Annotated in this window: 24 protein-coding genes; 13 read left to right on the plus strand and 11 right to left on the minus strand. The window is 62.0% G+C overall.

The window, feature by feature from the left end; translation table 11 throughout:
- Positions 1-119: 119 nt before the first annotated feature.
- Together EGN72_RS11345 and EGN72_RS11350 are read right to left on the minus strand one after the other, a co-directional pair.
- A complete protein-coding gene (locus EGN72_RS11345; protein ID WP_127047639.1) occupies positions 120-770 on the minus strand; it encodes an OmpA family protein in 651 nt (216 codons plus the stop codon).
- Positions 771-880: 110 nt separating this feature from the next.
- Positions 881-1,747 carry a bifunctional helix-turn-helix domain-containing protein/methylated-DNA--[protein]-cysteine S-methyltransferase gene (locus EGN72_RS11350; RefSeq protein ID WP_127047641.1) on the minus strand — a complete coding sequence of 289 codons (867 nt, stop codon included), beginning with the start codon at positions 1,745-1,747 and terminating at the stop codon, positions 881-883.
- A 119-nt stretch (positions 1,748-1,866) separates the two neighbouring features.
- On the opposite strand from EGN72_RS11350, the gene nth reads away from it, so the two are divergent.
- Both nth and EGN72_RS11360 read left to right on the plus strand, forming a co-directional pair.
- Positions 1,867-2,511, plus strand: a complete 645-nt coding sequence (gene nth / locus EGN72_RS11355; protein ID WP_127047643.1) for an endonuclease III — start codon at positions 1,867-1,869, stop codon at positions 2,509-2,511.
- Positions 2,508-3,500: an adenosine kinase gene (locus EGN72_RS11360; protein ID WP_127047644.1), complete on the plus strand. Its 993-nt coding sequence runs from the start codon at positions 2,508-2,510 to the stop codon at positions 3,498-3,500. The genes nth and EGN72_RS11360 overlap by 4 nt, the downstream gene beginning before the upstream one ends.
- A 155-nt stretch (positions 3,501-3,655) precedes the next feature.
- Here the strand turns inward: EGN72_RS11360 and EGN72_RS11365 are convergent, their stop codons facing one another.
- A complete protein-coding gene (locus EGN72_RS11365) occupies positions 3,656-4,357 on the minus strand; it encodes a phosphatase PAP2 family protein (protein ID WP_199743738.1) in 702 nt (233 codons plus the stop codon).
- Positions 4,358-4,359: 2 nt separating this feature from the next.
- Entirely contained in the window at positions 4,360-5,178 is an 819-nt protein-coding gene (locus tag EGN72_RS11370) for a sulfotransferase family protein (protein WP_127047646.1), read from the minus strand.
- A 147-nt stretch (positions 5,179-5,325) separates the two neighbouring features.
- Here EGN72_RS11370 and EGN72_RS11375 point away from each other — a divergent pair, with 147 nt between their 5' ends.
- The 3 genes from EGN72_RS11375 (at position 5,326) to EGN72_RS11385 (ending at position 7,882) form a co-directional block, all read left to right on the plus strand.
- The gene (locus EGN72_RS11375; RefSeq protein ID WP_127047648.1) at positions 5,326-6,903 is read left to right on the plus strand and encodes a DUF5928 domain-containing protein; all 1,578 of its coding nucleotides are present in this window, start codon (positions 5,326-5,328) and stop codon (positions 6,901-6,903) included.
- Between the two features lie 3 nt (positions 6,904-6,906).
- Positions 6,907-7,281, plus strand: coding sequence for a histidine triad nucleotide-binding protein (locus EGN72_RS11380; protein ID WP_127047649.1), 375 nt, complete (start codon positions 6,907-6,909; stop codon positions 7,279-7,281).
- Between the two features lie 136 nt (positions 7,282-7,417).
- Positions 7,418-7,882, plus strand: a complete 465-nt coding sequence (locus EGN72_RS11385) for a DUF1203 domain-containing protein (RefSeq protein ID WP_127047651.1) — start codon at positions 7,418-7,420, stop codon at positions 7,880-7,882.
- 103 nt (positions 7,883-7,985) lie between these two features.
- Here the strand turns inward: EGN72_RS11385 and EGN72_RS11390 are convergent, their stop codons facing one another.
- From EGN72_RS11390 to EGN72_RS11410, 5 genes are all read right to left on the minus strand, one after another.
- Positions 7,986-8,339, minus strand: coding sequence for an MmcQ/YjbR family DNA-binding protein (locus tag EGN72_RS11390; RefSeq protein WP_158623181.1), 354 nt, complete (start codon positions 8,337-8,339; stop codon positions 7,986-7,988).
- The gene (gene polA / locus EGN72_RS11395) at positions 8,336-11,134 is read right to left on the minus strand and encodes a DNA polymerase I (protein ID WP_127047655.1); all 2,799 of its coding nucleotides are present in this window, start codon (positions 11,132-11,134) and stop codon (positions 8,336-8,338) included. Before polA ends, EGN72_RS11390 begins: the two co-directional genes overlap by 4 nt.
- A 77-nt stretch (positions 11,135-11,211) precedes the next feature.
- Complete coding sequence (locus tag EGN72_RS11400; RefSeq protein ID WP_127047657.1) at positions 11,212-11,892, minus strand: DUF2459 domain-containing protein; 681 nt, start codon at positions 11,890-11,892, stop codon at positions 11,212-11,214.
- Entirely contained in the window at positions 11,889-12,071 is a 183-nt protein-coding gene (locus tag EGN72_RS11405; protein ID WP_127047970.1) for a zinc-finger domain-containing protein, read from the minus strand. Before EGN72_RS11405 ends, EGN72_RS11400 begins: the two co-directional genes overlap by 4 nt.
- Before the next feature lie 311 nt (positions 12,072-12,382).
- Positions 12,383-12,961, minus strand: a complete 579-nt coding sequence (locus tag EGN72_RS11410) for a DUF1285 domain-containing protein (protein WP_127047659.1) — start codon at positions 12,959-12,961, stop codon at positions 12,383-12,385.
- 85 nt (positions 12,962-13,046) lie between these two features.
- Here EGN72_RS11410 and EGN72_RS11415 point away from each other — a divergent pair, with 85 nt between their 5' ends.
- The 4 genes from EGN72_RS11415 to EGN72_RS11430 are packed head-to-tail and all read left to right on the plus strand — an operon-like array spanning position 13,047 to position 19,781.
- Positions 13,047-14,057 (plus strand): MoxR family ATPase, encoded by a 1,011-nt coding sequence (locus EGN72_RS11415; RefSeq protein ID WP_127047661.1) that lies wholly within the window; start codon positions 13,047-13,049, stop codon positions 14,055-14,057.
- 26 nt (positions 14,058-14,083) lie between these two features.
- Positions 14,084-14,941, plus strand: coding sequence for a DUF58 domain-containing protein (locus EGN72_RS11420; protein ID WP_127047972.1), 858 nt, complete (start codon positions 14,084-14,086; stop codon positions 14,939-14,941).
- Positions 14,941-17,709, plus strand: a complete 2,769-nt coding sequence (locus EGN72_RS11425) for a DUF4159 domain-containing protein (RefSeq protein WP_127047663.1) — start codon at positions 14,941-14,943, stop codon at positions 17,707-17,709. Before EGN72_RS11420 ends, EGN72_RS11425 begins: the two co-directional genes overlap by 1 nt.
- The gene (locus tag EGN72_RS11430) at positions 17,706-19,781 is read left to right on the plus strand and encodes a hypothetical protein (RefSeq protein WP_127047665.1); all 2,076 of its coding nucleotides are present in this window, start codon (positions 17,706-17,708) and stop codon (positions 19,779-19,781) included. Before EGN72_RS11425 ends, EGN72_RS11430 begins: the two co-directional genes overlap by 4 nt.
- A gap of 13 nt (positions 19,782-19,794) precedes the next feature.
- Here EGN72_RS11430 and EGN72_RS11435 read toward each other — a convergent pair whose 3' ends face one another.
- Both EGN72_RS11435 and EGN72_RS11440 read right to left on the minus strand, forming a co-directional pair.
- Complete coding sequence (locus tag EGN72_RS11435; RefSeq protein ID WP_127047667.1) at positions 19,795-20,148, minus strand: hypothetical protein; 354 nt, start codon at positions 20,146-20,148, stop codon at positions 19,795-19,797.
- Positions 20,149-20,185: 37 nt separating this feature from the next.
- Positions 20,186-20,884 (minus strand): DUF599 domain-containing protein, encoded by a 699-nt coding sequence (locus tag EGN72_RS11440; RefSeq protein WP_233587117.1) that lies wholly within the window; start codon positions 20,882-20,884, stop codon positions 20,186-20,188.
- Between the two features lie 162 nt (positions 20,885-21,046).
- Here EGN72_RS11440 and EGN72_RS11445 point away from each other — a divergent pair, with 162 nt between their 5' ends.
- The 4 genes from EGN72_RS11445 to glcF all read left to right on the plus strand — a co-directional run bounded on the left by EGN72_RS11445 (position 21,047) and on the right by glcF (position 25,266).
- Positions 21,047-22,480, plus strand: coding sequence for an FAD-linked oxidase C-terminal domain-containing protein (locus tag EGN72_RS11445; RefSeq protein ID WP_127047669.1), 1,434 nt, complete (start codon positions 21,047-21,049; stop codon positions 22,478-22,480).
- A gap of 72 nt (positions 22,481-22,552) precedes the next feature.
- On the plus strand, positions 22,553-23,662 hold the full coding sequence (gene glcE, locus EGN72_RS11450; RefSeq protein ID WP_127047671.1) for a glycolate oxidase subunit GlcE: 1,110 nt from the start codon (positions 22,553-22,555) through the stop codon (positions 23,660-23,662).
- A 4-nt stretch (positions 23,663-23,666) separates the two neighbouring features.
- Positions 23,667-23,972 (plus strand): hypothetical protein, encoded by a 306-nt coding sequence (locus tag EGN72_RS11455; RefSeq protein ID WP_127047673.1) that lies wholly within the window; start codon positions 23,667-23,669, stop codon positions 23,970-23,972.
- Between the two features lie 4 nt (positions 23,973-23,976).
- Positions 23,977-25,266: a glycolate oxidase subunit GlcF gene (glcF, locus tag EGN72_RS11460; RefSeq protein WP_127047675.1), complete on the plus strand. Its 1,290-nt coding sequence runs from the start codon at positions 23,977-23,979 to the stop codon at positions 25,264-25,266.
- Positions 25,267-25,269 lie beyond the last annotated feature (3 nt).

The raw sequence follows: 25,269 nt of genomic DNA on the forward strand, positions 1-25,269 counted from the left end.
ACCAAAAGCCGCGCGCCTCAATGGGGTTCGGGGAATTTGTGGCGCGGATGGCCCGACCTATCCGCGCAAAAGAAAAGGGCGGGAAAACCCGCCCTTGTCCTGATCGGTCATTGATCGCCTTAGTTCGGGCGGATAATGATTTCCACGCGGCGGTTCTGCGCACGGCCCGCCTCGCTCAGGTTCGAGGCGATGGGCTGGTCTTCGCCCCGGCCAAAGGCGACGATACGGCCGCCGGGCACCCCATTGGCTTGCAGGACAGACGAAACCGCCCCCGCACGGCGCTGCGACAGGTCTTGGTTATAGGCCGCCGAGCCGGTGTTATCGGTATGGCCGATCACCTGCACCGTGGTGTTGGGATAATTCAGCAAGCTGCGCGCCACGGCCCGCAGGTCTTGGGTCAGATCGCCGCGCAGGGTGGCGCTGTCGGTCGCGAACAGAATATCCTGCGGCAGGTTCACGATCAATTCCGACCCGGTGTTGGTGACGCTGACGCGGTCATTGCCGATGGAATTGCGCAATTCAGCGGCTTGCGCATCCAGCGCCGAGCCGATGGCTCCGCCGACAATGCCGCCAAGCACAGCGCCGACAGCGGTTTTCGCCAGCTTGTCATCGCCATTGCTGGTTGCGCCGATGGCACCCCCGATCAGTGCGCCGGTGACGGCACCGGTGCGCGCGCGGCGGTTCTCTTCGGTTGTGGGCGCAATCGGGGCCACGCAGCCTGCCAGCGTCATCGCGCCCAGCGTCATCATCAACACGGTTTTTTTCATCATTGTCTCACAGCCTCATTGCTTGGCCCTTATCGTGGGCGCTGGCCTCTTCATACACGGTAACGCCTAAGTCTGCATCGGGTTCCCTGCAGGCTTCGGCGGAAAATGGCCAATCAGCGCAAAGCAGCGGCGGTTTCGTGATCGGCCCGCGCCCCTTCCCAAGCCAACAGCGCGCGTTTGACCGGCAGGCCCCAATGATAGCCCCCCAAAGCCCCCGATTTGCGCAAGGCGCGGTGGCAGGGGATCAGCCAACTGACCGGGTTGCGCCCCACGGCCGTGCCCACCGCCCGCACCGCGCGGGGGTGGCCGATAGCATTCGCAATTTCGGAATAGGTGGTGACATGGCCCGATGGAATACGCATCAGCGCCTCCCAGACCTTGATCTGAAACGGGGCGCCGATCATGAAAACCGGCGTCTTTTCCGGCGTTTCGCGGGCACCAAAGGCCGTCAGCACCCATGGCCGCAACATCATCGGGTCTTCCACGAAGTCGGCGTTGGGCCATCGGGCGATAAGGTCTTCCATCGTGGCCTCGCTCGTGGTTTCGGCGGCAAAGCCGATGCCGCAGATGCCTCTTTCGGTGCCCATCACCAAGGCTGGGCCAAAGGGGCTTTCAAACCAGCCCCAGAAAATGCGCAGGCCCGCGCCGCCGAGCGCATAGTCGCCGGGGCTCATGGCTTCCCAGCGCAGGAACAGATCATGCAGGCGGCCCGTGCCCGATAGGTTGGTGGCCAGCGTCGTATCCAGCACGGTGAAGCGTTCGGCCAGCAAGCGGCGGGCGTGATCCAGCGTCAGATATTGCTGGTAGCGTTTGGGCGACACCCCGACCCATTGCGAAAACAGACGTTGGAAATGGGCGGCGCTCATGCCCATCTGGGCGGCTAGCGCGTCCAGTTGTAGCGGTGCTTTCTGGGTGTCGATCGCCTCAATCGCGCGGCGCATGACGTGAAAATGATAGCTGTCGTTCAGATCGCTTGGCATAGGCACCCCCTTTCGCCATGCCAGCTTAGCGGCGGGCTGCGGTGCGCGCGACCCGTTTCCTGCGCAAATCCCCCGCCGGGCGCTTGCGGCAGGCGGGCATTTTCGGCATAGGGGGCTGCATGGCAAAGCAACTTGATTATCAAACGCTGACAGAGATTTTCACCCGGTTTCAGGCGATAGAGCCGGAACCGAAGGGGGAGTTGTTTCACACCAATGCCTATACGCTTTTGGTGGCGGTGGCCCTGTCGGCGCAAGCAACCGATGCCGGGGTAAACAAGGCCACGCGCCCGTTGTTTGCCCGCGTGGATACGCCGCAAAAGATGCTGGATCTGGGGCTGGAGGCGCTGACCGAAGCCATCAAGACCATAGGCCTTTTTCGCAACAAGGCCAAGAATGTGATGAAAATGGCCGAGATTCTGGTGGCTGACTATGGCGGCGACGTGCCCAGCAGCCGCGCGGCTCTGCAATCCTTGCCCGGTGTCGGGCGTAAGACGGCGAATGTGGTGCTGAACATGTGGTTCCACATGCCCGCGCAGGCGGTGGATACCCATATCTTTCGCATCGGCAACCGCACGGGCATTTGCCCCGGCCGAGATGTCGACGCGGTGGAGCGCGCGATAGAGGATCATATTCCCGCGCCGTTTCAGCAGCATGCGCATCACTGGTTAATCCTGCACGGACGGTATATCTGTGTCGCGCGCAAACCCAAATGCGGCATCTGCCCGATCCGCGATCTCTGCCCTTATGAGGATAAAACGATATGAAAAAGTTTCAGGTGGTCGGCATCGGCAATGCGATGGTGGATGTGTTGGCCCATGCCGATGACGCCTTTCTGGCGGAGAACGGCATCGGCAAAGGCATCATGCAGTTGATTGATATGGACCGTGCGGTGGATCTTTATGCCCGCATCGGGCCTGCCAAGGAAATCTCGGGCGGGTCGGCGGCCAATACGATTGCCGGGGTCGCGCATCTGGGCGGACGCACCGCCTATGTTGGTAAGGTCAAGAATGACCAGCTTGGCGCGATTTTCGCCCATGATTTGCGCGCGCAGGGTGCTGTGTATGAAACCCGGCTGGCCCCCAAGGATGAGGCGCAGGAAACCGGGCGTTGCATCGTGCTGGTCACGCCGGATGGGGAGCGGTCGATGAACACCTATCTGGGCGTGACGGAGTTTCTGACGCCCGAGGATATTGACGAGTCGCAGATGGCGCAGGCGGAATGGATCTATCTGGAAGGCTATCGTTTTGACGGGCCGGAAAGCCATCAGGCCTTTGCCAAGGCGATTGCGGCTTGCAATGGGGCGGGCGGGCGCGTGTCGATCACGCTGTCGGATGCGTTTTGTGTGGAGCGGCACCGCGACGCGTTCCGCAAGATGATCACCGAGGATGTGGACCTGCTGTTCGCGAACCGTTCGGAAATCCTGTCGATGTATCAGACCGAGGATTATGACGCAGCCTTGCAAGCCGCGGCCAAGGATGTGGCGATTGTGGCCTGCACCGATGGGGCCAATGGCGCGCATATTCTGTCGGGTGGGCAGCATTGGCATGTGCCTGCGGTGCCGACCCAGATTGTGGATGCGACCGGGGCAGGGGATTTGTTTGCGGGCGCCTTCCTGTGGGCAATCACCAATGGGCATGATCTGGAAACAGCGGCCCGGATGGGCAATATCGCGGCCTCTGAGGTGATCAGCCATATCGGCGCGCGGCCGGAGGCGGATTTGAAGGCCCTGTTCGCCCAGCATGGCGTGATCTGAACGGGCAGGGAGGGGGCGCGGGGATCAAGCCCCGCTGGGGCCCTCTCCCCGCGCCATTGCCATGTGTTGCGGCGGCGGTGCTGGATTGGGGGCGGCGGCGCCCGTGTCGGGGGCGGGATCAGGTATTTTTGCCAAGATGAAGCGGGGCAAGAGGGTCATTGGCCTTCGTCTTGCGGCAGGAGGCGCGCGCGTTCCAATGCCTCGGCCAAGGCCCAACTGCCAAGGGCCCAGCCGCTGCCCAGCGCCCAGCCGGCCAGCACATCTGTGGGCCAATGCACGCCCAGATAGACCCGGCTGATTCCTACGCCCAAGGCAAGGCCAATGGCGGTAAGGATCACATAGGCTTTGACCCTGCGGCGGCTTTGTCCACGGGCAATGACGATTGCAAGCGTCAGAAAGACCAGCGTTGCCATCATCGAATGGCCGCTGGGAAAGCTGGCTGTGCTGACATAAGAGCCATGCGGCACCAGATCGGGGCGCGGACGGTCGATGAGGGCCTTGGCGAGGCTGCTGGCAAGGATGCCACTGCCAACCGAGAGCAGCAGAAACAGCGCCGTGCCGCCATCGCGTTTCAGAAACAGAAAGCCCGCCACCAAAAGCGTGATCAGCGTCAGCACGATGATGCCGCCGAGGGCTGTGACATCGCGCATGATTTCTTGCAGCACGGGCGGGCCTATGGGGGCGTTATCTGCTGTGCGCAGGGCCAGAAGGATCGCCGTGTCGAAGGCTTCGGTTTCGCCTTCGCGCACCTCATCCAGCAGGCCAAGAAAGGCCAGGAGACTGGCCGAGAGCAGGCCCAACAGCAGCAGAGGGCCGATGGAGGCATGCTCTTTCAGCCAAGCGACGAGGCGCTGCACCCTCAATCCCCCAGTTTGGCGTGAACCTCATCCAGATCAATCTCGCCAATCGGCATCTTGTTGCCCGGATTGTCGAAATCATATTTGAACAACTGGAAATCGCGCTTGTAGATTTCCCAGACCAGATGTTTTGACAGATCGTCAAAGTAATCCTCAACCGGGTGGGCGCGTTTGGGGCCGTGGCCTTCGCTTTCGTTGAATTTGGGGATCTTGGCCAGATCGACCTTATGCGGCGATTTGATGTTGTCGAGCACGTCTTTCATGCCGTCGTTGAACCGCTCGGTGAAGAAGATTTTGTCATAGCGCCCGCCATTGGCGATATAGGTCGAGACATGGCCCGACATTGCCGACCAATGGATATCGGGGTCCATGGGTTTGCGCCAGCGGATGGTATCGCGCGCAAAGAGCAAAAAGCGGCGGAAGCTTTGGATCTGGTCAAACTCGGCCTTGCCATCATCGCCGCCGACCTCGATCCCATATTTCTGCACCAAAAGAGGCACCAGATTGCCGCGATAGCGTTTGCCATTGCGTTGGATGCCGCAAATCTTGTCGAAGAAAGAGCTGAGGATGCGGGTGTAGGGGTTGCGCACGCAGGTGAAGGCATAGGTGCGCTGTGCCTTTACGTTGCGTTCGATCAGCGGTTGGCTGACCTCTTGCGCCCATTTGTGCAGGCCATCGGTCGAATCATGAATGTCGCCGTCGAAAAAACGCCCATGGTCAGAGTAGAACATGATCTGACCAATGGTCGAACATGCACATTTCGGAACAACGCGATAGATGACGCTTTCACTTTCCGTCATCCAGGTACCGGGAAAACCCATAAAACTCTGCCTCCATTGCCCTTGACCCGGTGTAACGGGAGTTCGGGACGTTTTCACAGCAAAAAAGCAAAGAAACTCTGTCTTTTCAATGACCGATAAAGCTATTTAGGGAAACAATGACCCAAAAAAGGGCTGAGAGTTTCGAAAATGGCAAAAATCGCCTATATTCTTTTGTGCCACAAGGACCCGGAAGGGATCATTGCGCAGGCAAAGCGGCTGACCGAGGGGGGGGACTATGTTGCCATCCATTTCGACGCGCGGGCCCGCAACAGCGATTTTGACAAGATCAGGTCGGCGCTGGCCGATGTGCCATCTGTTACCTTTGCCCGCAAGCGGCTGAAATGCGGCTGGGGGGAATGGAGCCTTGTTGCCGCCACCTTGCTGGCCGTGCGCGCCGCGGTGGAGGCCTTTCCAAGGGCCACGCATTTTTACATGCTGTCGGGCGATTGCATGCCGATCAAATCGGCGGAATATGCGCATGATTTTCTGGATCGCGACGAGGTCGACTATATCGAAAGTTTCGATTTCTTCAAATCCGACTGGATCAAGACCGGGATCAAGGAAGAGCGGCTGATCTATCGCCACTGGTTCAATGAGCGCATGCATAAATCGCTGTTCTACAGTTCCATGAAGGCGCAGGAATGGTTAGGGCTGCAACGCCGGGTGCCGGCGGATCTGCAAATTCAGATCGGCAGCCAATGGTGGTGCCTGCGCCGCCGCACGATTGAGGCGGTGCTGGAGTTTTGTGACAGCCGCCGGGATGTGATGCGGTTTTTCCGCACGACCTGGATTCCGGATGAGACCTTCTTTCAGACCCTCGTGCGCCATCTGGTGCCAGAGCATGAGATCCGTACGCGCACGCTGACCTTCCTGATGTTCACCGATTACGGGATGCCGGTGACGTTCTATAACGACAACTATGATCTTTTGCTGAGCCAGGACTACCTGTTCGCGCGCAAAATCTCGCCCGATGCGGCGGAGTTGAAAGAGCGGTTGGGCCAGCTTTATGCGGCCGAAGGCGTGCGGTTTCCGATTTCCAATGAGGGACGCAGCCTGTTTCAGTTTCTGACCGGGCGGGGCCGGATTGGCCGCCGCTTTGCGCCACGCTTCTGGGAAACCGAAAGCAGCCTGGGCCGAGAGCGGACGCTGCTGATGGTAATCTGCAAGAAATGGCATGTGGCCAAGCGCTTGGCGCAGCGGATCCGCGATGTGACGGGGTTACCGACGGTTGACTATCTGTTCAACGAGGCTTCCACCCCTTTGCCTGATTTGGGGGGGATTCAATCGACGCTGGAAAAGCGCACGCGGCATCGGCGGGCGCTGGTGCGGATGCTGTTTGATTTCTGGGGCAAGGATACGCTGATCGTCTGTATTGATCCTGCGAATGTGGATCTGATGCAGGATTTTGCGGCCGATAAATCAACCGTGCGGCTGCTGGAGGTGGAGTGTTCCTTCAGCGATGACTATCTGGTCGGCCACGCCCGGCGGGTTGGCCTTGCGGGGGACCGCACACCGCAAGAAGTGATCGACCGGCTGTTGCCGACCATCCGCTATGATGTGAAATTCGAAAGCGACAAGATCAGGGATGCCGATTTTGCCGGGTTGATGCGGATGCGAGAGGCCGCCTCGACCGAGGAAAATGCCGTGGCTTTGGCGGAATTCCTTGATATCAGCATTGAGAAAGCGCGCGACATCGCGGAAACCAACTATCTTTTTGTGGATTGAGCCATGGCCTATAGCTACGACGACCAGAACATCTTTGCCCGTATCCTGCGCGGAGAAATTCCCAACAAGACCGTGCTGGAAACGGCGCATACTCTGGCCTTTCACGATATCAACCCTTCGGCCCCGGTGCATGTGCTGGTCATCCCGAAAGGGCCCTATGTGAGCTTTGATCACTTTGCCGCTGCGGCCTCGGATGCCGAGATCGTGGATTTTCACCGCGCAGCGGCGCAGGTTTGTGCGCAGATGGGGGTTTCGCTGGAAGCAGGCGAAGGGTTCCGGGCGATCACCAATGCGGGCGCGCATGGCGTGCAAGAGGTGCCGCATTACCACCTTCATATCCTGGGCGGTCGCCCGATGGGGCGCATGGTCAGCCGTTAGAGGATACGCACCTGCCCGGTTTTGGTGAATGTATCTGAACGCGGCGTGCTTCATACTTCTGTTTGCGCAGGAAACGGGTCGCAGGTCATGGCCTGTGCATCTTAGGCTTCGGTGATACATGTCACAGGAGCCAATGATGACCCTTCGTTTCACCCCGATCCCAACCAAAACCGTGCGCGCCTATCAGGCGGGCGGGCCAGATGCCAACGGGCAGACACCCGAGCGCCAGATTGCGCAAGGCGGAAGCAACCCCTGCCGCCATTGTTTGAAGATGATCCCGGATGGGGCAGAAATGCTGGTTCTTGCGCATCGCCCTTTCGCCAGCGTCCAACCCTATGCCGAACTTGGCCCGATTTTTCTGTGTGCGGATGCATGTGAACCGGGCGGCGGGGCCGAGATGCCGGAAATCCTTGCCTCGCCCGGCTATATCTTGCGCGGATACAGTGCTGAGGAGCGTATCCTTTATGGCACCGGCGGGGTGGTGGCCCTTGCCGATATTCCTGCCGTCGCAGCGGCAAAACTGTCAGACCCGCGCGTGGCCTTTGTGCATGTCGGCTCGGCCAGCAACAATTGCTATCAGCTGCGCGTCGATCGAGGGTGACCGGCTTGCCAAAAGGAGGCGCTGGCGCGCCACTGAATTGGTTTGCGCCTCGCCGGCGCGGGGCGTGCTCCGCACGGGGATATTTTTGAATAGATGAGGGGGATCAGCTTTGGGCGGCGTCCCAGGCTTTCAACCAGCGTTTGGGGGCGGCATCGCGCCAGTGTTGCGTCAGGCGGGCGCGGGCCCAGCCTTCGTCGATAAAGCCCGCGCGGACGAGGATGAGGTTATGGGGCGCGTAATGGGGGTGGAGAAGGAAGGTTTGCGGGTCTGTGGCAAGCAGGTGTTCGCGTTCTTCCTTGGCACATTTGAACACGGCGGCATCGGCATAGGGTGACCACCAGCACCACATTTTGCCATGCGCCTTGAGGCAGGGATGGCCCCATGCGGTGGTATCGGTCACTTCTGGCAGGTTCAGCGCAAGCGCAAGGGCTTTGAGTGCGGCATAGGTGTCGATCAATGTGCCTCTGCCCAGTTGGCACCTTGACCTGCGTCCACCGTGATCGGGACGGAGAGGTGGACTGCGGGGTGGGCCGCGCCTTCCATGATGTCGCGGGCGGCGGTGATCAGCGGGTCGACGGCATCTGTCGCCACTTCGAACAGCAATTCGTCATGCACTTGCAGCAGCATTTTGGCATCGAGATCGCCGATCGCCGCCGGCATACGCACCATGGCGCGGCGGATGATATCGGCGGCGGTGCCTTGGATCGGGGCGTTGATGGCGGCGCGTTTGGCAAAGCCTGCCGCTGGGCCTTTGGCATTGATTTCGGGTGTGTGGATTTTGCGGCCGAACAGGGTTTGCACATAGCCCTTGTCCTTGGCGAATTGCACGGTCGCATCCATATATTCGCGGATGCCGGGGAAGCGTTCAAAATAGCGATCAATGAAGCCCTGCGCCTCGGCCCTTGGGATGCGCAGGTTGCGGGCTAGGCCAAAGCCCGAGATGCCATAGATCACGCCGAAATTGATCGCTTTGGCCTGGCGGCGGACCATCGGGTCCATGCCTTCTACCGGCACGCCGAACATCTCGGACGCGGTCATGGCGTGAATGTCGATGCCATCTTTAAACGCCTGTTTCAGCGCGGGAATATCGGCGATATGGGCCAGAATACGCAGTTCGATCTGGCTGTAATCGAGGCTGACGATCACCCGGCCCTTGGGGGCCACGAAAGCCTCGCGGATGCGGCGGCCTTCATCTGTTCGGACAGGGATGTTTTGCAGGTTCGGATCGGTTGAGGACAAGCGCCCCGTCACGGCCCCGACGAGGGAATAGGACGTATGCACCCGCCCGGTATCGGGGTTGATATGGGTTTGCAGCGCATCGGTATAGGTGGATTTCAGCTTGGAAAGCTGCCGCCAATCCAGCACGAGGCCCGGCAGTTTATGTTCGGTTGCCAGATCCTCCAACACATCGGCGCCGGTCGCATAGGCCCCGGTTTTGCCTTTGTTGCCCCCCGGCAGGCCCATTTCGTCAAACAAGATCTCGCCCAGTTGCTTGGGGGAGCCGACGTTGAACGGGCGGCCCGCCATTTGCTGAATCTCATCCTCCAGCCCTGCCATTTTCTGCGCGAATGCGTTGGACATGCGCGACAGCGTATCGCGGTCTACCTGAATGCCCGCCATTTCCATTTCTGCCAGCACCGGGACGAGGGGCCGTTCCAACGTTTCATAGACGGTGGTGACCTGTTTGCTGTGCAGTTGCGGTTTGAACAATTGCCACAGGCGCAGGGTGATATCGGCATCTTCGGCGGCGTATTTCACCGCCTCATCGACGGGGACGCGGTCAAAGGTGATCTGGCTTTTGCCTGCCCCCAGCAGCGATTTGATCGGGATCGGCGTGTGGCCAAGATAGGTATCGGCCAATGTGTCCATGCCGTGATTGTGCAGCCCCGCAAACAGCGCCGAGGACATCAGCATCGTGTCATCAATCGGGGCCACGGCAATGCCCTGAAGCGCAAAGATTTTTGCGTCATATTTCATGTTCTGGCCGATTTTCAGGATGCTCGCATCCTCCAGCATCGGGCGCAGCATGTCCAAAGCGCGGGCCAGCGGTAGTTGCCCTTCCATCAAATCGGTCGACCCGAACAGATCGCCGCCGCCTTGTTTATGGCCCAAGGGGATATAGCAGGCCTGTCCCGGTTCCACGCAAAGCGAGATGCCCACCAGTTCGGCGCGCATTTCGTCAAGGCTGGTGGTTTCGGTATCAATGGCCACATAGCCGCGCGCATAAATCCGGTCGATCCATGTTTGCAGCGCGGCCTCGGTGCTGACATTTTCGTATTTGGCGTGATCAAAGGGCAGGGCGGGGGCGGTTGCGGCCTCTGCTGTGTCGGCTGCCACGGTTGGGGCAACCGGGGCCTCGACCTTCAGGCTGTCGGCGACACGCTTGGTCAGGGTGCGGAATTCCATCTGGTTGAGGAACCCCAGAAGCGCATCGGCTTCCGGCATGCGCACCTCAAGGCTTTCCAGCGTGAAATCCAAGGGGGTGTCGCAATCCAGTTGCACTAGGCGTTTGGAGATGCGGATCTGGTCGGCATTGTTTTGCAGGCTTTCGCGGCGCTTGGGTTGCTTGATCTCGCCAGCCCGTTCCAGCAGGGTTTCCAGATCGCCGTATTCCTGAATCAGAAGTGCTGCGGTCTTGATGCCGATGCCCGGCGCGCCCGGCACGTTATCGACGGAATCGCCTGCCAGCGATTGCACATCGACCACGCGATTCGGGGCAACGCCGAATTTTTCAAACACCTCATCCGGGCCGATCAGCTTGTTCTTCATCGGGTCAAGCATGGCGACACCATCGCCCACCAATTGCATCAGGTCCTTGTCGGATGAAATGATGGTCACTTGCCCACCCGCATCGCGCGCCTTGCAGGACAAGGACGCGATGATGTCATCGGCCTCATAGCCTTCGGTTTCGATGCAGGCGATGTTGAAGGCGCGGGTCGCCTCGCGCGTCAGCGGGAATTGCGGGCGCAGGTCTTCGGGCAGGTCGGGGCGGTTGGCCTTGTATTCGGGGTAGATGTCATTGCGGAAGGTCTTGGAGGAATGGTCAAAGATCACCGCCACATGCGTGGGCGCATCGCCTGTCTTGTTGCCTTCCAGATAGCGGAACAGGATGTTGCAGAACCCGGCAACGGCCCCAACGGGCAAGCCATCGGATTTGCGCGTCAGCGGCGGCAGCGCGTGATAGGCGCGGAAGATATAGGCCGATCCGTCGATCAGATGCAGATGATGGCCCTTGCCGAATGTCTCGCTCATATCCAATGCTCCCCGCGTTTTGCCATACTTGCCATGGACGGGCGCGGGGGTCTACCGGGCTTTGCACCGCTCAGGCCCTAGCCGCGCGCGGAAAGCCCGCTCCAATACAGCGACAGACGGATGGACTGGGGGAAGGGCGTCCAGCGACCGAAAGGCAGACGCGCGGCACGCATCACCGCGCCGACCCATGCGTTGCAGGTGGCGATCAGGTTGAAATGGCCTTTGGCGGGAAAGAAAGCATCGGTCAAGGTGAAACCGGGCAGCGGCAGGGCGTTGGGGTCGGCAATATAGGTCAGGATCACATCTTCCAGCCGCTCTGCTTCAGGTTTGGTCAAGGCGACAAGGTCGATTCCGTCATAGTTCTCGATCCGCCCGGCAAGATCGAGCCGCATCACCGCATCGTCCCCCACCGCCGCACGCCACAGGATCGGCAGTTCCATATCAGCAAGCGTCGCGGTGGAGGTGTAGAACCCCCGCGCGCCCCAGCCGACAATCAGCCATTCCGCAGCAGGATCATCGACCGGAACGCCACTTGCGCGGGCAAATTCCAACCCTTGCCGCAAGCGCGGGGTCAATGGCAGCAAAAAGTCATAGTGAATGGGCCCCGAAATAAGGCCGATCCGGTGATCTGTCTGCTCGGTGACAGGCGCACCGGGCACGATCAGCACAGCCCCGATCAACCCCGCCGCGATATAGAAAAACACGGCGGTGAAAACCACCAGAACGGTCCAGGCACTCAGTCGAAAGGCGCGGATCACTTGACCTTGTCTGCTGCACTTTCATGGATATAGCGACGATCGCAATAGCCGCATTCGACAAAACCCTTGTCTTCCGGGATGGTCAGCCAGACCCGCGGATGCCCCAGCCCAGGCCCATCGCCATCACAGGCGATTTTCCATTGCGAAACGATTTTGGTTTCGGGCGCAGGTGCGGTCATGGTGCGGTCTTTCTTCGAAGGAATTCGTTGCGCGTATGATAGCGATCCGGGCGGGCGCGGCAAGGGCAGGGCGCAATTTAACGCCAATGCACCAGAACCGGGCCACTCCCGCCATTCGTTGCCTTTTGCCTGCGGCAAAAAACGCCTCAAGGTTGGGCCGGGCAGCGCTTTTTGGCAAAAGCGCTGCGACGCCGCCATACGCCCACGCAGCAAACCGCTGATCATTCAGCCCACGCCCCATTTCATCTTGGCGAAAATACCTTCGGGGTGAATGGCCGCAAGGCCAGGGGGGCGGAAAGCCCCCGCGCGGGTCAGGTCAGCGCTGCCGATGGGATGATGGGAAAAAACTGCCCGCCAGACCACAGCCCGAACCAATTCTCACCCGCATGCGGCCTGTGCACGCCCAATTCCACCAGCCGGTAAAAGGATTTGCGGTCGATCAACGCCTCCAGCCCCGCCCGCACCATGACATAGGGCGACGGCTCCCCCGTCGCCTTGTCGCGCACCACCCGGATCGGATGATCTGGCCCGGCAGTCACCTTGTCTCCCACTTGTGTTTCAAACCGAAGGCTCTGCGCCTCTGCCTTGCCCGAAACCTCGAAATCCACCGCCACAAACGGCGCGTCCTCGACGGTGATTCCCACCTTCTCTACTGGGGTGACGAGGTAGTATTTGCCGCCTTCCAGCTTCAGAATGTTGGAAAACAGCTTCACGAGCCCGGGTCGACCAATCGGCGTGCCTTGGTAAAACCATGTCCCGTCGCGTTTGATCTGCATGTCCAGATCGCCACAAAACGGTGGGTTCCACAGGTGAACCGGCGCAGGTCCCGCACCTTTTCCCGCGGCCTGCACCGAGGCCATCAAGCCTTCTGCTGTCGGTTTCACGATCAATTGTCCGTCAACCCTTTTTGCCATTTGTGCCCGGCGACATAAATCGCTCTAATAGGCTAAATATAACCTGTGTCCGAGGAATGTCATGCCCCACACCCAAGATGCCGCCGAACTGGTCACCGAAATCGAAGCGCTTGGCGAAAAGCTGCGCGCGGCGAAAGCCTCGATCAATCAGCGCTTCATCGGGCAGGATACGGTGGTCGATCTGGTGCTGGCCTCGCTTCTGTGCGGCGGGCATGCGCTCCTGGTCGGGCTTCCGGGCCTTGGCAAGACGCGGCTTGTCGATACGCTGTCCACCGTCATGGGGTTGAAGGGCAACCGCATCCAGTTCACCCCCGATCTGATGCCTGCCGATATTCTCGGCTCCGAGGTGCTGGATGGGGCCGATGGCGCGCGGTCCTTCCGCTTTATCGAAGGCCCGATCTTTTGCCAGCTTTTGATGGCGGATGAGATCAACCGCGCCTCGCCCCGCACCCAATCGGCGCTGCTGCAAGCGATGCAGGAACGCGAAGTGACCATCGCGGGCCAACATCGCAAACTGGGCACGCCCTTCCATGTGCTGGCGACACAAAACCCGATTGAGCAGGAAGGCACCTATCCGCTGCCCGAAGCGCAGCTTGACCGGTTCCTTGTGCAGGTGGATGTGCATTACCCCACCCGCGCCACCGAACGCGATATCTTGCTGGCCACCACCGGGGCCGAAGAGGCACAGGTGCATGGCGTCTTTACCGCCGCCGAACTGTTGGCCGCGCAATCGGTGCTGCGGCGGATGCCTGTCGGCGAACAGGTGGTCGAGGCAATCCTTGACCTTGTGCGCGCCTGCCGCCCCGAGGAAGCCGAAGGTGCCGCCCTGCGCGGGCAATTGTCTTGGGGACCGGGGCCGCGTGCGGCGCAGGCCCTGATGCTGACGGTGCGCGCCCGCGCCTTGCTCGAAGGGCGTCTGGCCCCTTCGGTGGCCGATGTGGCTGCATTGGCGCGGCCCGTTCTGATCCACCGCATGGCGCTGTCCTTTGCGGCGCGTGCGCGCGGCGAAAGCCTTGGCGGGCTGATCGACGCCACCGTCACCCGCACCTTGGGGCTAGAGGCCGCAGCGTGACCCAAACCGCCCCCCTTTCCATCGAGATGCGCGCCCGGGCCGAAAGCCTTGGCGAGGCGCTGCCCGCCCTTCTGGCGCAGGCCGAGCATCTGGCGGCCACGGTGATTCTTGGCGAACACGGTCGCCGCCGCGCCGGGATGGGGGATGAGTTCTGGCAATATCGCATGGCCCATGCCGGCGATAGCGCGTCGCAGATCGACTGGCGGCGCTCTGCCCGGTCGGACCAGCATTTCGTGCGCGAACGCGAATGGCAGGCGGCGCAAACCGTGTCGCTTTGGGTCGATCCGGCGCGCTCCATGCAGTTTTCGGGCGATGCGGGGCGCAGCACCAAAGCCGACCGCGCGCAGCTTCTGGCCTTGGCGCTGTCGGTGTTGTTGCTGCGCGGCGGCGAACGCGTGGGCCTGACGGGCGAGGCCGCGCGCCCCCGCGCTGGCCGGGCGCAATTGCTGCATCTGATCGACGGCATGGCCGCGCGCCAAGACGCGGCGGATTACGGCGCCCCCGAGGTATCGGGCCTGACCAGCCACAGCCGCGCTGTGTTCCTGTCAGACTTCCTTGGCGACCCGGAGGAGGTGGAAACTGCCCTTGGCATGGCCTCGGACCGGGGGGTGCGGGGGGCCTTGGTGCAAATTCTGGACCCTGCCGAAGAAGAATTCCCCTTCGATGGCCGCACGATCTTTGAGTCCATGGGCGGCAGTTTACGCCATGAAACCCTGCGCGCAGGCGATTTGCGCGCGCGCTACCTTGACCGTCTGGCGGCGCGCAAGGCACGGCTGGAAACATTGGCGCGGGCTTCGGGCTGGCATTATCTGTGCCACCATACCGGGCAATCGGCGCAATCGGCTTTGCTTTGGCTTTACGCCGCCTTGGAACGGGGGCGCTGATGTGGATGCTTGGGCCTGTGGGCTTTACCTCTCCGCTGTTGCTTTTGGGCCTGATCGCCTTGCCTGTGCTGTGGTTGTTGTTGCGCGCGGTGCCGCCTGCACCGATCCGCCGCCGCTTTCCCGGTGTGGCCTTGCTGCTGGGCCTGAAGGATGACGAGGCGGAAACCGATAAAACCCCATGGTGGCTGCTGCTGCTGCGCATGGCGGCGATTGCGGCGGCGATCATTGGCTTTGCAGGCCCTGTGCTGAACCCCGAACAACGCGAAACCGCACAGACCGGCCCGCTTTTGGTGCTGATGGATGGGTCTTGGGCCGATGCCCGCGACTGGCCGCGCCGCCTTGACCGCGCCGCCGCGATTGTCGAAGAAGCGGGCCGCGCGGGCCGCCCCGTCGCGGTGGTCCGGCTGACGGATGCGCCCAGCGACACCGTCTTTCAGGCCGCCAATGCGATCAGCCAACGTATGACGGGGATCACCCCGAACGCATGGGCCCCGGATTTCGGCGCTTGGGCCAACACCCTGCCTGCGGGCGATTTTTCCAGCTATTGGCTGTCAGATGGGCTGGACCATCCGGGCCGCGCCGATTTGCTGACAGCTTTGCAGGCGCGCGGGCAAGTCACCGTGTTTGAAAGCCCGCGCCCGGTGCTGGCCCTGCGCCCCGCCCGGTTTGAAGATGGCGTGATCAAACTCTCTGCCACCCGTATGCCCGCCACCGATACTGCTGAACTGGAGCTGTCTGCCCGCGGCCTTGACCCTTCGGGGATTGAACGCGAACTGGCCCGCTTGCCCCTGACCTTCGATCAGGGCGCGGCAGAGGCCGAAGTGTCGCTGTCGCTGCCGCCCGAATTGCGCAACCGCATTTCGCGCTTTGAAATTGCGGGGGTGCGCTCTGCCGCTGCGATCAGCCTGACGGATGACAGTTTGAAACGCCGCAAGGTGGCGCTGATTTCGGGGCAGGGCGGGGCCGAAGGTTTGCAGCTTTTGTCGCCCGCCCATTACCTGCGACAGGCCCTTGAACCCGTGGCCGAGTTGATTGATGGCAGCCTTGCCGATGTGGTGCTGGCCAATCCCGATGTGATCGTGCTGGCCGATGTCGCCACCCTTTCACCCGATGAGGGCGAGGCGATCTGGGATTGGCTGGACAAGGGCGGTTTGCTGCTGCGCTTTGCCGGCCCACGGCTTGCCGCCTCTGATGTCAGCCGCGCGTCCGAGGATGTGCTGATGCCCGTGCGTCTGCGCGAAGGCGGCCGCAATGTCGGCGGCGCAATGAGTTGGGGGGAGCCGAAAAACCTTGCCCCCTTTGCCGAAGGCTCGCCCTTTTACGGGCTGACGATCCCTCAGGATGTGACCGTATCGGCGCAGGTGCTGGCCCAGCCAGACCCGGAACTGGCCACCCGCACCATTGCCGCGCTGGCCGATGGCACGCCTTTGGTGACGCGCAAGCCGGTGGGGCAGGGGCAGGTGGTGCTGTTCCATGTCACCGCCAATGCCGAATGGTCCAGCCTGCCGCTGTCGGGTCTGTTTGTGCAGATGCTGGAACGGATGGCGGTCTCCACCCGCCCCGCTGCCCCCGATGCCGCCGATCTGGAAGGCCAGACTTGGGTGCCGCAGGTCGCCCTGGATGCCTTTGGCCGTCTGGGTGAGGCGGGCGAGGTGGCAGGCGTCGATGGCGCGGTGCTGGCCGCGGGTCTGGCCACTGGCCCCTCGCTCAGCTTGCCGCCGGGGCTTTACGCGGGAGAGGATCGTCGGATCGCCTTGAATATCATCAATGCCGAAACCCGTTTGCAAGCCGCCGAATGGCCCGCAAACGTTTTGCGCGAAGGGTTGGATGTGCAAACCGAACAAGCCTTGAAGGGCACCGCCTTGGCGACCGCCTTGTCGCTGCTGCTGGTCGATGTGTTGGCGGCCCTTGCCTTGTCGGGGCGCTTGTTGGGCAGCCTTCGGGGCACGGCGGTCTTGGGCTTTGCGCTGCTGCTGCTGGCGGCACCGGATGGGCTGCGCGCACAGGACGCCGCCGATCTGCGCGCGATCGAGGCGACGAATGCGGTGCGGCTGGGCTATATCCTGACGGGCGATGCCCGCATTGACGCGATATCCGAGGCCGGGTTGCGCGGTTTGGGCCAGCGCCTGTTCGAACGCACGACGATTGAACCTGCAAGCCCGCTGTCGGTCGATCTGGAACGCGATGATCTGCTGTTCTTTCCCTTCCTTTACTGGCCCATCACCGCCGATCAAACCGCCCCATCGGCGGCGGCCTATGCCAAGCTGAACCGCTATCTGCGCACGGGCGGGATGATCTTGTTCGATACGCGCGATGGCGACGTGTCCGGCACGGGCCAGACGCCTGAGGCGCGGCGCTTGCAATTGTTGGCCGCCCCTTTGGATATTCCGCCGCTGGATATCCTGCCCGATGACCATGTGCTGACCCGCAGCTTCTATCTTTTGCAAGATTTCCCCGGCCGCCACACCCATCGTGACCTCTGGGTCGAGGCCGCGCCCCCCGATGCCGAACTGGCCGAAGGGATGCCGTTTCGCAACCTCAATGACGGTGTGACCCCGGTGGTGATTGGTGGCAATGACTGGGCGGCGGCTTGGGCGCTGGATGAAAGCGGCGCACCGATGTTTCCCATCGGGCGCGGCTATGCCGGGGAACGCCAGCGCGAGATTGCAACGCGCTTTGGCATCAACCTGATCATGCATGTGCTGACGGGTAATTATAAATCCGATCAGGTGCATGTGCCTGCGCTGCTGGAAAGGTTGGGCCAATGACCGGAACGCTGATCTTTGATCCGCTGATCCCGATGTTGGCGCTTTATGTGCTGGCAGGGGTGGCGTTGCTGATCGTGGGCTTTGCGCTGATCCGCAGGCTGTCTGGTTGGGCCCTGCGCGGGCTTGGGGCTTTGGCGCTGTTGGCGGCGCTTGCCAACCCGGCCTTGCAGCGCGAAGACCGCGAGCCCTTGTCCGATATCGTCATCGCGGTGGTCGATGAAAGCGCAAGCCAGCGCATCGGCAACCGCCCCGACCAAGCTGCCGCCGCGCTTGCCACCGTGCAGGCCGAAGTGGCCGCCTTGCCCAACACCGAACTGCGCATCCTGCGGCTGGGCGATGGGGACGGCGACAGCGGCACCCAGTTGATGACCGCATTGTCCGAGGCGCTGGCCGAAGAACCCCGCGCGCGTGTGGCCGGGGCCATCCTGATCACCGATGGGCAGGCGCATGACCTTACCCTCGCCCCCAACCTGCCCGCGCCTCTGCATGTGCTGCTGACCGGCGAAGCGCAGGATTGGGACCGCCGCCTGATCGTCAAGAACGCGCCTGCCTTTGCCATTCTGGGCGAACCCGTCACCTTGACCCTGCGCATTGACGATCAAGGCGCTGTGCCCGCCGATATCGCAGGCTCTGCCATGATTTCCATCGCGATTGATGGTGAAGAGCCGCAATCCTACCGCGTCCCGGTGGGCGAGGATTTGGAACTGCCCGTCACCCTGCCGCATGGCGGCATGAATGTGCTGCAATTTCAGGTAGCGGTGACAGAGGGCGAGTTGACAGACCGCAACAACGCCGCCGTGGTGCAGATCAACGGCGTGCGCGACCGCCTTCGCGTGCTGCTGGTGTCGGGCGAACCCCATGCCGGCGAGCGTGTCTGGCGCAACCTGCTGAAATCTGACCCTTCGGTCGATCTGGTGCATTTCACCATCCTGCGCCCGCCGGAAAAGCAAGACGGGATTCCGGTCAGCGAACTGTCCTTGATCGCCTTTCCCACCCGCGAATTGTTCGTGGAAAAGATTGATGAGTTTGATCTGATCATCTTTGACCGCTACCGCCTGCGCGGCATCCTGCCGAATGCCTATCTGCACAATGTCCGTGACTATGTGAAACGCGGCGGCACCGTGCTGGTGGCGGCTGGGCCGGAATTTGGCTCCGCCGACAGTCTGTGGCGCTCCTCATTAGGAGAGATCATGCCGGTAGAGGCGACGAGCCGGGTGTTTGAGCAGGGCTATAAGCCCGAGCTGACGGAATTGGGCAAGCGCCACCCCGTCACCGAAGGGCTGGACAAGCTTGCGCCCGAAGGCGGCTGGGGCCGCTGGTTCCGCCAGATCGGGCTGACGCAAACTTCGGGACAGGCGGTGATGTCGGGGATTGATGGGTCACCCTTGCTGGTGCTGGACCGGGTAGACGAAGGCCGCATCGCTGTGATGGGGTCAGACCATATGTGGCTTTGGGGCCGTGGCTATGAAGGCGGCGGGCCGCAGTTGGAATTGCTGCGCCGCCTTGCGCATTGGATGATGAAAGAGCCGGAACTGGAGGAGGAGGCGCTGGTCGCCTCGGCCAATGGTCAACGGCTGACGGTGACGCGCCGCACGATTGGCGAGGCCCCCGGCCCGGTGACAATCACCGCGCCGGATGGCAGCACGACTGACCTTGTGATGCCGGAAATCGCGCCGGGCCGCTATTCGGCGCAATATGACGCGCCGGAAATGGGGCTTTACAAACTGGTGCAGGGGGATTTGTCCACCGTCATGGCGCTTGGCCCCTCGGCCCCGAAAGAGTTTGAGGAAACCATTGCCAGCGGTGACAAGCTGGCGCCCTTTGTCGCCCCGATGCGCGGCGGGATTTTGCGGCTGGAAGACGGTGCGCCGGATATCCGCAGCGTGGGTGAAGGCCGCGTGGCGGCAGGGCGCGGTTGGATCGGCATCACCCCGCGCGGGGCTTACCTGACGCAAGATATCCGCGTGGCTCCGGTTTTGCCCGGATGGGTCTGGCTGCTGCTGGCGGCAGGTTTCGCGCTGGCGGCATGGCTGGTGGAAGGGCGGCGCGGCGCGAAAACAAAACCGGTTTAGCGGGGGGCTTGCGTCAGCGCGGCAAGTCCACCCGCAGCGCCGTATCGGCCCATCCATCGACCAGACAGCGCGCGCGGATCATGACATGGTCCAGCCCTGCGGGGATGGCGACCCCATTCAGCGACCGGGTGAAGGGCTGTTCGTTTTCATGCGGATGCAGCAACACGCGCAGGCCAAGGCTGGTGCCATCGGGGGCCAGCACCTCCCACGCGTCGGCATAATGGTCCCACCCGGTGTCGGGGTGGCGCAGGGTGACATCAAAGCGCCAAGCCGCGCCGGATGGCGTGGCGGTTGCCGCCTCTATCACAGGCGGGTCGGCAAGGGTGGGGCTGGCGCACAGCGCGAGCAAGGGCAACAGGAAGCGCATGCGGCCAAGTGTGCCGCAAAGGGGCGGCCCGCGCAAATCACCGATGCGTGCCCTTGCGGATAATCTCACGCGAGGCACTGACGAATTCGCGCCGCAGCAGCACCGAAGCGGTGATCAGCGCGGTCACGATCAGGCCCGCCGGCCCCAGCAGCCAGCCCAAAGCCCCCAGCGCGAAATAGATCGACCGCAGCCCCCTGTTGAAGCTGCGCGCCGCGGTGATGTTGATCTCGGCTGCGTCTGCGGCCCGGGAATAGGCGTCTTTGTGGTCCGGCTCATTCGGAACTGCCGCCATCAGGATCGTGCAATAGCCAAACAGCCGATGCGCCCAGATGAATTTCAGCAAGGCATTGGCAATGAACAGCAAAACCAGCCCGACTTTCAGCTCCAGCACCACGCCTTGTGCGTCCAGCGTCAGGTCGGCGGCCAGCATATCCAGCCGCTCCCGGTTGCCGATCACCGCAATGCCGCCGCCCAGCGTGATCATGCAGGCCGAGGCGAAAAAGGCGGTGCCTTGGCGCAGGCTGTCGACCACGGTGGCGTCAAAGATACGGGGCTGACGGGTGACGAATTGCGCCATCCAGTCGCGGCGATATTGCATCATCAGCACCGTGACCGAGGGGCGTGACGCAGGGGGATGTTCGACAATCCAGCCGATGAACAGCGCGCAGAACATCAGCACAGCCACCGCGCCGAAATCCCAAGGCGTGAAAGCGGAAAGCATTTGGGGCATGGTCATCAAGGGGCCTGTCGTTTGAAATCTGCACTGTTGCCCATGGGCTTAGCCTGTATCCGGGGCGGCAGGAAAGGCAATATCGGGCTGCGACATGGAAACGCTTGCTTGATGGTATAATTGGTTATATAAATTTACCAGTTGAGCCATATGGGGAGGGCGCGCGCCATGGAAATGCCAAAGATTGATGCTGCGATTGTGGCGCGCAAACCGGCGATTGTGGCCGCGCTGCAAGAGGTTCTGCCCCCCGATGCGGTGATCTTTGACGAGGCCGAAGTGCGCGCCTATGAATGTGATGCACTGACGGCCTATCGCTGCCCGCCGCTTGCTGCGGTCTTGCCGCGCAGCACGGCAGAGGTGTCGGCGGTGCTGCGGATCTGTCACCAGATGGGTGTGCCGGTGGTGCCGCGCGGGGCAGGCACCAGCCTTGCCGGCGGGGCTTTGCCCACGGGCGATTGCGTGATCTTGGGCGTGGCGCGGATGAATGCGGTTCTGGAAACCGATTACCCGAACCGCTTTATCCGGGTGCAGTCGGGGCGCACGAATTTAAGTGTGACAGGCGCGGTGGAGGCGGATGGGTTTTTCTATGCGCCGGACCCTTCCAGCCAATTGGCCTGTGCGATTGCGGGCAATATCGCCATGAACTCCGGCGGGGCGCATTGCCTGAAATACGGGGTGACAACGAATAACCTGCTGGGTGTGACGCTGGTGCAGATGGATGGCACCGTGCTGGAGATTGGGGGCGCGCATCTGGACGCACCGGGGCTGGACCTGCTGGGCGTGATCTGTGGGTCTGAAGGGCAGCTTGGCGTGGTGACAGAGGCGGTGCTGCGCATCCTGCCCAAGCCCGAAGGCGCGCGGCCGGTGCTGATGGGGTTCGACAGCAACGAGGTGGCCGGGGAATGTGTGTCCGACATCATCAAGGCCGGAATTCTGCCGGTGGCGATCGAATTCATGGATCGGCCTTGCATCGAGGCGACCGAGGCCTTCGCCAAAGCCGGCTATCCGATGTGTGAGGCTTTGTTGATCGTGGAGGTCGAAGGATCGAAAGCCGAAATTGATGAGCAGCTTGCGCTGATCATCGAGATTGCCAAGCGCCACAACCCGGTGGAATTGCGCGAAGCGGCGGATGAAGATCAGGCCAAGCGCATCTGGCTGGGCCGCAAATCCGCCTTCGGCGCGATGGGGCAGATCAATGATTACATGTGTCTGGATGGCACGATTCCGGTATCCAGCCTGCCCTATGTGCTGCGCCGGATTGGCGAGATGAGCCGTGAATACGGGCTGGCGGTGGGCAATGTGTTCCATGCCGGGGACGGCAATATGCACCCGTTGATTCTGTTCGATGCCAACAAGCCCGGCGATCTGGAGCTGTGTGAGGCGTTTGGTGCCGATGTCTTGAAACTATGCGTCGAGGTGGGTGGCTGTTTGACTGGCGAGCATGGTGTCGGGATTGAAAAGCGCGACTTGATGAAGGTGCAATTCGCACTCGAGGATATGGAGGCGCAGATGTGGGTCAAGGACGTGTTCGACCCGAAGTGGTTGCTGAACCCGGCCAAGGTGTTTCCGTTGGATGTGACCGCCAGCCGCCGGGCCCTTTGACGAGCGCTGGGGGGGCTGTCTGCCCCCCAGACCCCCCCGAGGATATTTTTGCCGAAAAGAAAGGGCAGAGGGATGAAACCTGCCAATGAATTGGAACTGGCTGAAGCGATCCGTGCGGCCACGGGGCCTGTGCGGATTGTGGGCGGGGGCACGCGCAGGGTTGGGCCGCCGCCTGCGGGCGCGCTGTTGGAAACCGGCGGGTTGGCGGGAATTTCGCTCTATGAGCCGGGGGCCCTGACCCTTGTGGCCGCTGCCGGGACGCCTTTGGCGGAGGTGGAGGCCGTTCTGGCCGAGGGCGGGCAGCGCCTGCCTTTTGAGGTGCCGGATCTGCGCGGGCTGTTGGGGCGTGAGGGGGTGTCGACCATTGGCGGGGTGGTGGCGGCCAATGCCTCGGGCCCGCGGCGCATTCAGGCGGGGGCCTGCCGCGACAGTTTGATCGGGGTGCGGTTTGTCGATGGGGCCGGGACTATTGTGAAAAACGGTGGGCGGGTGATGAAGAACGTCACCGGGTATGATCTGGTCAAGCTGATGGCGGGCAGTTGTGGCACGCTTGGGGTGTTGACCGAAGTGGCCTTCAAGGTTTTGCCGCGCCCCGAGGCAGAGGCGACGCTGACGCGGGGCGGGTTGGACCCGGTCGCGGCGGTGGCGGCGATGTCGCAGGCTTTGGGATCACCGTTCGAGGTGACGGGGGCGGCCTATGTTGCCGGGCAGGTGCGGTTGCGGATGGAAGGGATGGCCGGGTCTGTCGCGTATCGGCAGGGGGCTTTGGCCAAGCTGCTGGGTGCGGGCTGGGACGTCGTCGAGGCGGCGCAATCGGCCGCCTTGTGGCAGGAAATCCGCGATGTGACGCCCTTCGTCGGGCAGCCGGGGGCGGTTTGGCGTCTCTCGGTCAAGCCGTCGGACATGCCGCAGGTTTTGGCGCTGCTGACCGAGGCGCAGACCCTGTGCGACTGGGGCGGTGGGTTGATCTGGGCGCGGGTGCCGGATGCAGGCGATGCGCAGGCCGCGTCTTTGCGGGGGTTGCTGGCGCAGATCGGCGGGCATGCGAGTTTGCTGCGGGCCTCTGCCGAGGTGCTGGCCACTGTGCCTGCGCTGCATCCCGAAGCGCCGGGCGTTGCGGCTTTGACGCGCGGCTTGCGGGCGAAATTCGACCCGCGCGGCCTGTTCTCGGCACAGGAGTAACACGATGGGCTTGGTGATTTTTCTGGCGCTGCCTTTGGTGATCTATCTGTCGCTGGCCTTGGTGGCGCCGGGGCGACCTGCGGCGATTGCCATTGCCGTGGCACTGGCGCTTGTGGGCGTGACCTTTTCGGTGCAGCCGCAGCTTGCCATCGTGGTTTTTCTGGCCCTCGGCGGCATTGCGATGGCAGTGCTGGCGCAAGCGGTGCGGTTTTTGGCCGGGCCGCGATTGGCCCATGGGCTTTACCTGAAACTTCTGGGCGTGCCGCCTTTGGTCGCCATCCTGATCCTGACATTGACCCGCGGAGCCTGAGCCCATGCAAACCACCTTTACGCCCGAGCAGTTGAAAGACCCGGCCATCGCGCGCAGCAATGAGATTCTGCGGACCTGCGTGCATTGCGGGTTTTGCACGGCGACCTGCCCCACCTATCAGGTGTTGGGCGATGAGTTGGACAGCCCGCGGGGGCGGATTTACCTGATCAAGGATATGCTGGAAAAGGGGCGACCTGCCGATGAAAAGACGGTCAAGCATATTGATCGCTGCCTGTCCTGCCTTGCTTGCATGACCACATGCCCCAGCGGCGTGCATTATATGCATCTGGTCGATAACGCACGGGAATATATCGAAAAAACCTACAAGCGCCCCGTGATGGACCGGTTGCTGCGCTGGACCTTGGCGCAGATCATTCCCTATCCGACCCGCTTTCGGCTGGCGCTGCTGGGCGCCAAGATCGGGCGGCCTTTTGCGTTTTTGATGCCGGATGCGCGTCTGCGGGCGATGCTGGAAATGGCACCCAAAACCATTCCCCCCGTCAGCCGCAATGACGACCCGCAAAGCTTTGCCCCCGAAGGCGCGCGCAAATTCCGGGTGGCCTTGATGACGGGCTGTGCGCAAAAAGCGCTGAACACCGATATCAACGATGCCACGATCCGTATCCTGCGCCGTCTGGGCTGTGAGGTGGTGGTGGCAAAGGGCATGGGCTGCTGTGGCGCGCTGACCCATCACATGGGCAAGGCCGATCAATCCCACGCCTCGGCTGCGGCCAATATCAACGCATGGATGGCCGAAAAGCGGGCAGGGGGCCTTGATGCCGTGGTCATCAATACCTCGGGCTGTGGCACCACGGTCAAGGATTACGGCCATATGTTCCGCAATGATCCTTTGGCCGTTGATGCGGCCGAAGTATCTGCAATGGCGATGGATATCTCGGAGCTGCTGGTCAAGATCGGACTGCCGGAAGGCGCGGATAAGGGGATCAAGGTCGCCTATCACGCCGCGTGCAGCTTGCAGCATGGCCAACAGATCAAGACCGCACCCAAAGACCTGCTGAAACGCGCGGGCTTCACCGTGGTCGAACCTGCCGACAGCCATCTGTGCTGCGGATCGGCGGGCACTTATAACCTGTTGCAACCCGAAATCAGCCAGCAACTCAAGGCGCGCAAGGTGCAGACGCTGGAAGCAAAACAGCCCGATATCATCGCCGCAGGCAATATCGGCTGTATGATGCAAATCGGCTCTGGCACCAAAACCCCCATCGTGCATACGGTGGAATTGCTGGACTGGGCAACCGGCGGGCCAAAGCCGCCTGCGTTGACAGAAGGTTAATAT

The sequence above is a fragment of the Pseudorhodobacter sp. E13 genome (genome assembly GCF_003991405.1).
Taxonomy (GTDB): Bacteria; Pseudomonadota; Alphaproteobacteria; order Rhodobacterales; family Rhodobacteraceae; genus Pseudorhodobacter.

What these genes read in the sequence shown, in the direction of transcription:
- EGN72_RS11385 (WP_127047651.1), top strand. Translation starts at nt 7,418, where the DNA reads ATGACCCTTCGTTTCACCCCGATCCCAACCAAAACCGTGCGCGCCTAT.
- EGN72_RS11370 (WP_127047646.1), bottom strand. Translation starts at nt 5,178, where the DNA reads ATGGGTTTTCCCGGTACCTGGATGACGGAAAGTGAAAGCGTCATCTAT.
- EGN72_RS11420 (WP_127047972.1), top strand. Translation starts at nt 14,084, where the DNA reads ATGCGCGCCCGGGCCGAAAGCCTTGGCGAGGCGCTGCCCGCCCTTCTG.
- EGN72_RS11350 (WP_127047641.1), bottom strand. Translation starts at nt 1,747, where the DNA reads ATGCCAAGCGATCTGAACGACAGCTATCATTTTCACGTCATGCGCCGC.
- EGN72_RS11455 (WP_127047673.1), top strand. Translation starts at nt 23,667, where the DNA reads ATGGGCTTGGTGATTTTTCTGGCGCTGCCTTTGGTGATCTATCTGTCG.
- EGN72_RS11430 (WP_127047665.1), top strand. Translation starts at nt 17,706, where the DNA reads ATGACCGGAACGCTGATCTTTGATCCGCTGATCCCGATGTTGGCGCTT.
- EGN72_RS11375 (WP_127047648.1), top strand. Translation starts at nt 5,326, where the DNA reads ATGGCAAAAATCGCCTATATTCTTTTGTGCCACAAGGACCCGGAAGGG.
- EGN72_RS11445 (WP_127047669.1), top strand. Translation starts at nt 21,047, where the DNA reads ATGGAAATGCCAAAGATTGATGCTGCGATTGTGGCGCGCAAACCGGCG.
- glcE (WP_127047671.1), top strand. Translation starts at nt 22,553, where the DNA reads ATGAAACCTGCCAATGAATTGGAACTGGCTGAAGCGATCCGTGCGGCC.
- EGN72_RS11440 (WP_233587117.1), bottom strand. Translation starts at nt 20,884, where the DNA reads ATGACCATGCCCCAAATGCTTTCCGCTTTCACGCCTTGGGATTTCGGC.
- EGN72_RS11360 (WP_127047644.1), top strand. Translation starts at nt 2,508, where the DNA reads ATGAAAAAGTTTCAGGTGGTCGGCATCGGCAATGCGATGGTGGATGTG.
- EGN72_RS11345 (WP_127047639.1), bottom strand. Translation starts at nt 770, where the DNA reads ATGATGAAAAAAACCGTGTTGATGATGACGCTGGGCGCGATGACGCTG.
- glcF (WP_127047675.1), top strand. Translation starts at nt 23,977, where the DNA reads ATGCAAACCACCTTTACGCCCGAGCAGTTGAAAGACCCGGCCATCGCG.
- EGN72_RS11405 (WP_127047970.1), bottom strand. Translation starts at nt 12,071, where the DNA reads ATGACCGCACCTGCGCCCGAAACCAAAATCGTTTCGCAATGGAAAATC.
- EGN72_RS11435 (WP_127047667.1), bottom strand. Translation starts at nt 20,148, where the DNA reads ATGCGCTTCCTGTTGCCCTTGCTCGCGCTGTGCGCCAGCCCCACCCTT.
- polA (WP_127047655.1), bottom strand. Translation starts at nt 11,134, where the DNA reads ATGAGCGAGACATTCGGCAAGGGCCATCATCTGCATCTGATCGACGGA.
- EGN72_RS11380 (WP_127047649.1), top strand. Translation starts at nt 6,907, where the DNA reads ATGGCCTATAGCTACGACGACCAGAACATCTTTGCCCGTATCCTGCGC.
- nth (WP_127047643.1), top strand. Translation starts at nt 1,867, where the DNA reads ATGGCAAAGCAACTTGATTATCAAACGCTGACAGAGATTTTCACCCGG.
- EGN72_RS11415 (WP_127047661.1), top strand. Translation starts at nt 13,047, where the DNA reads ATGCCCCACACCCAAGATGCCGCCGAACTGGTCACCGAAATCGAAGCG.
- EGN72_RS11425 (WP_127047663.1), top strand. Translation starts at nt 14,941, where the DNA reads ATGTGGATGCTTGGGCCTGTGGGCTTTACCTCTCCGCTGTTGCTTTTG.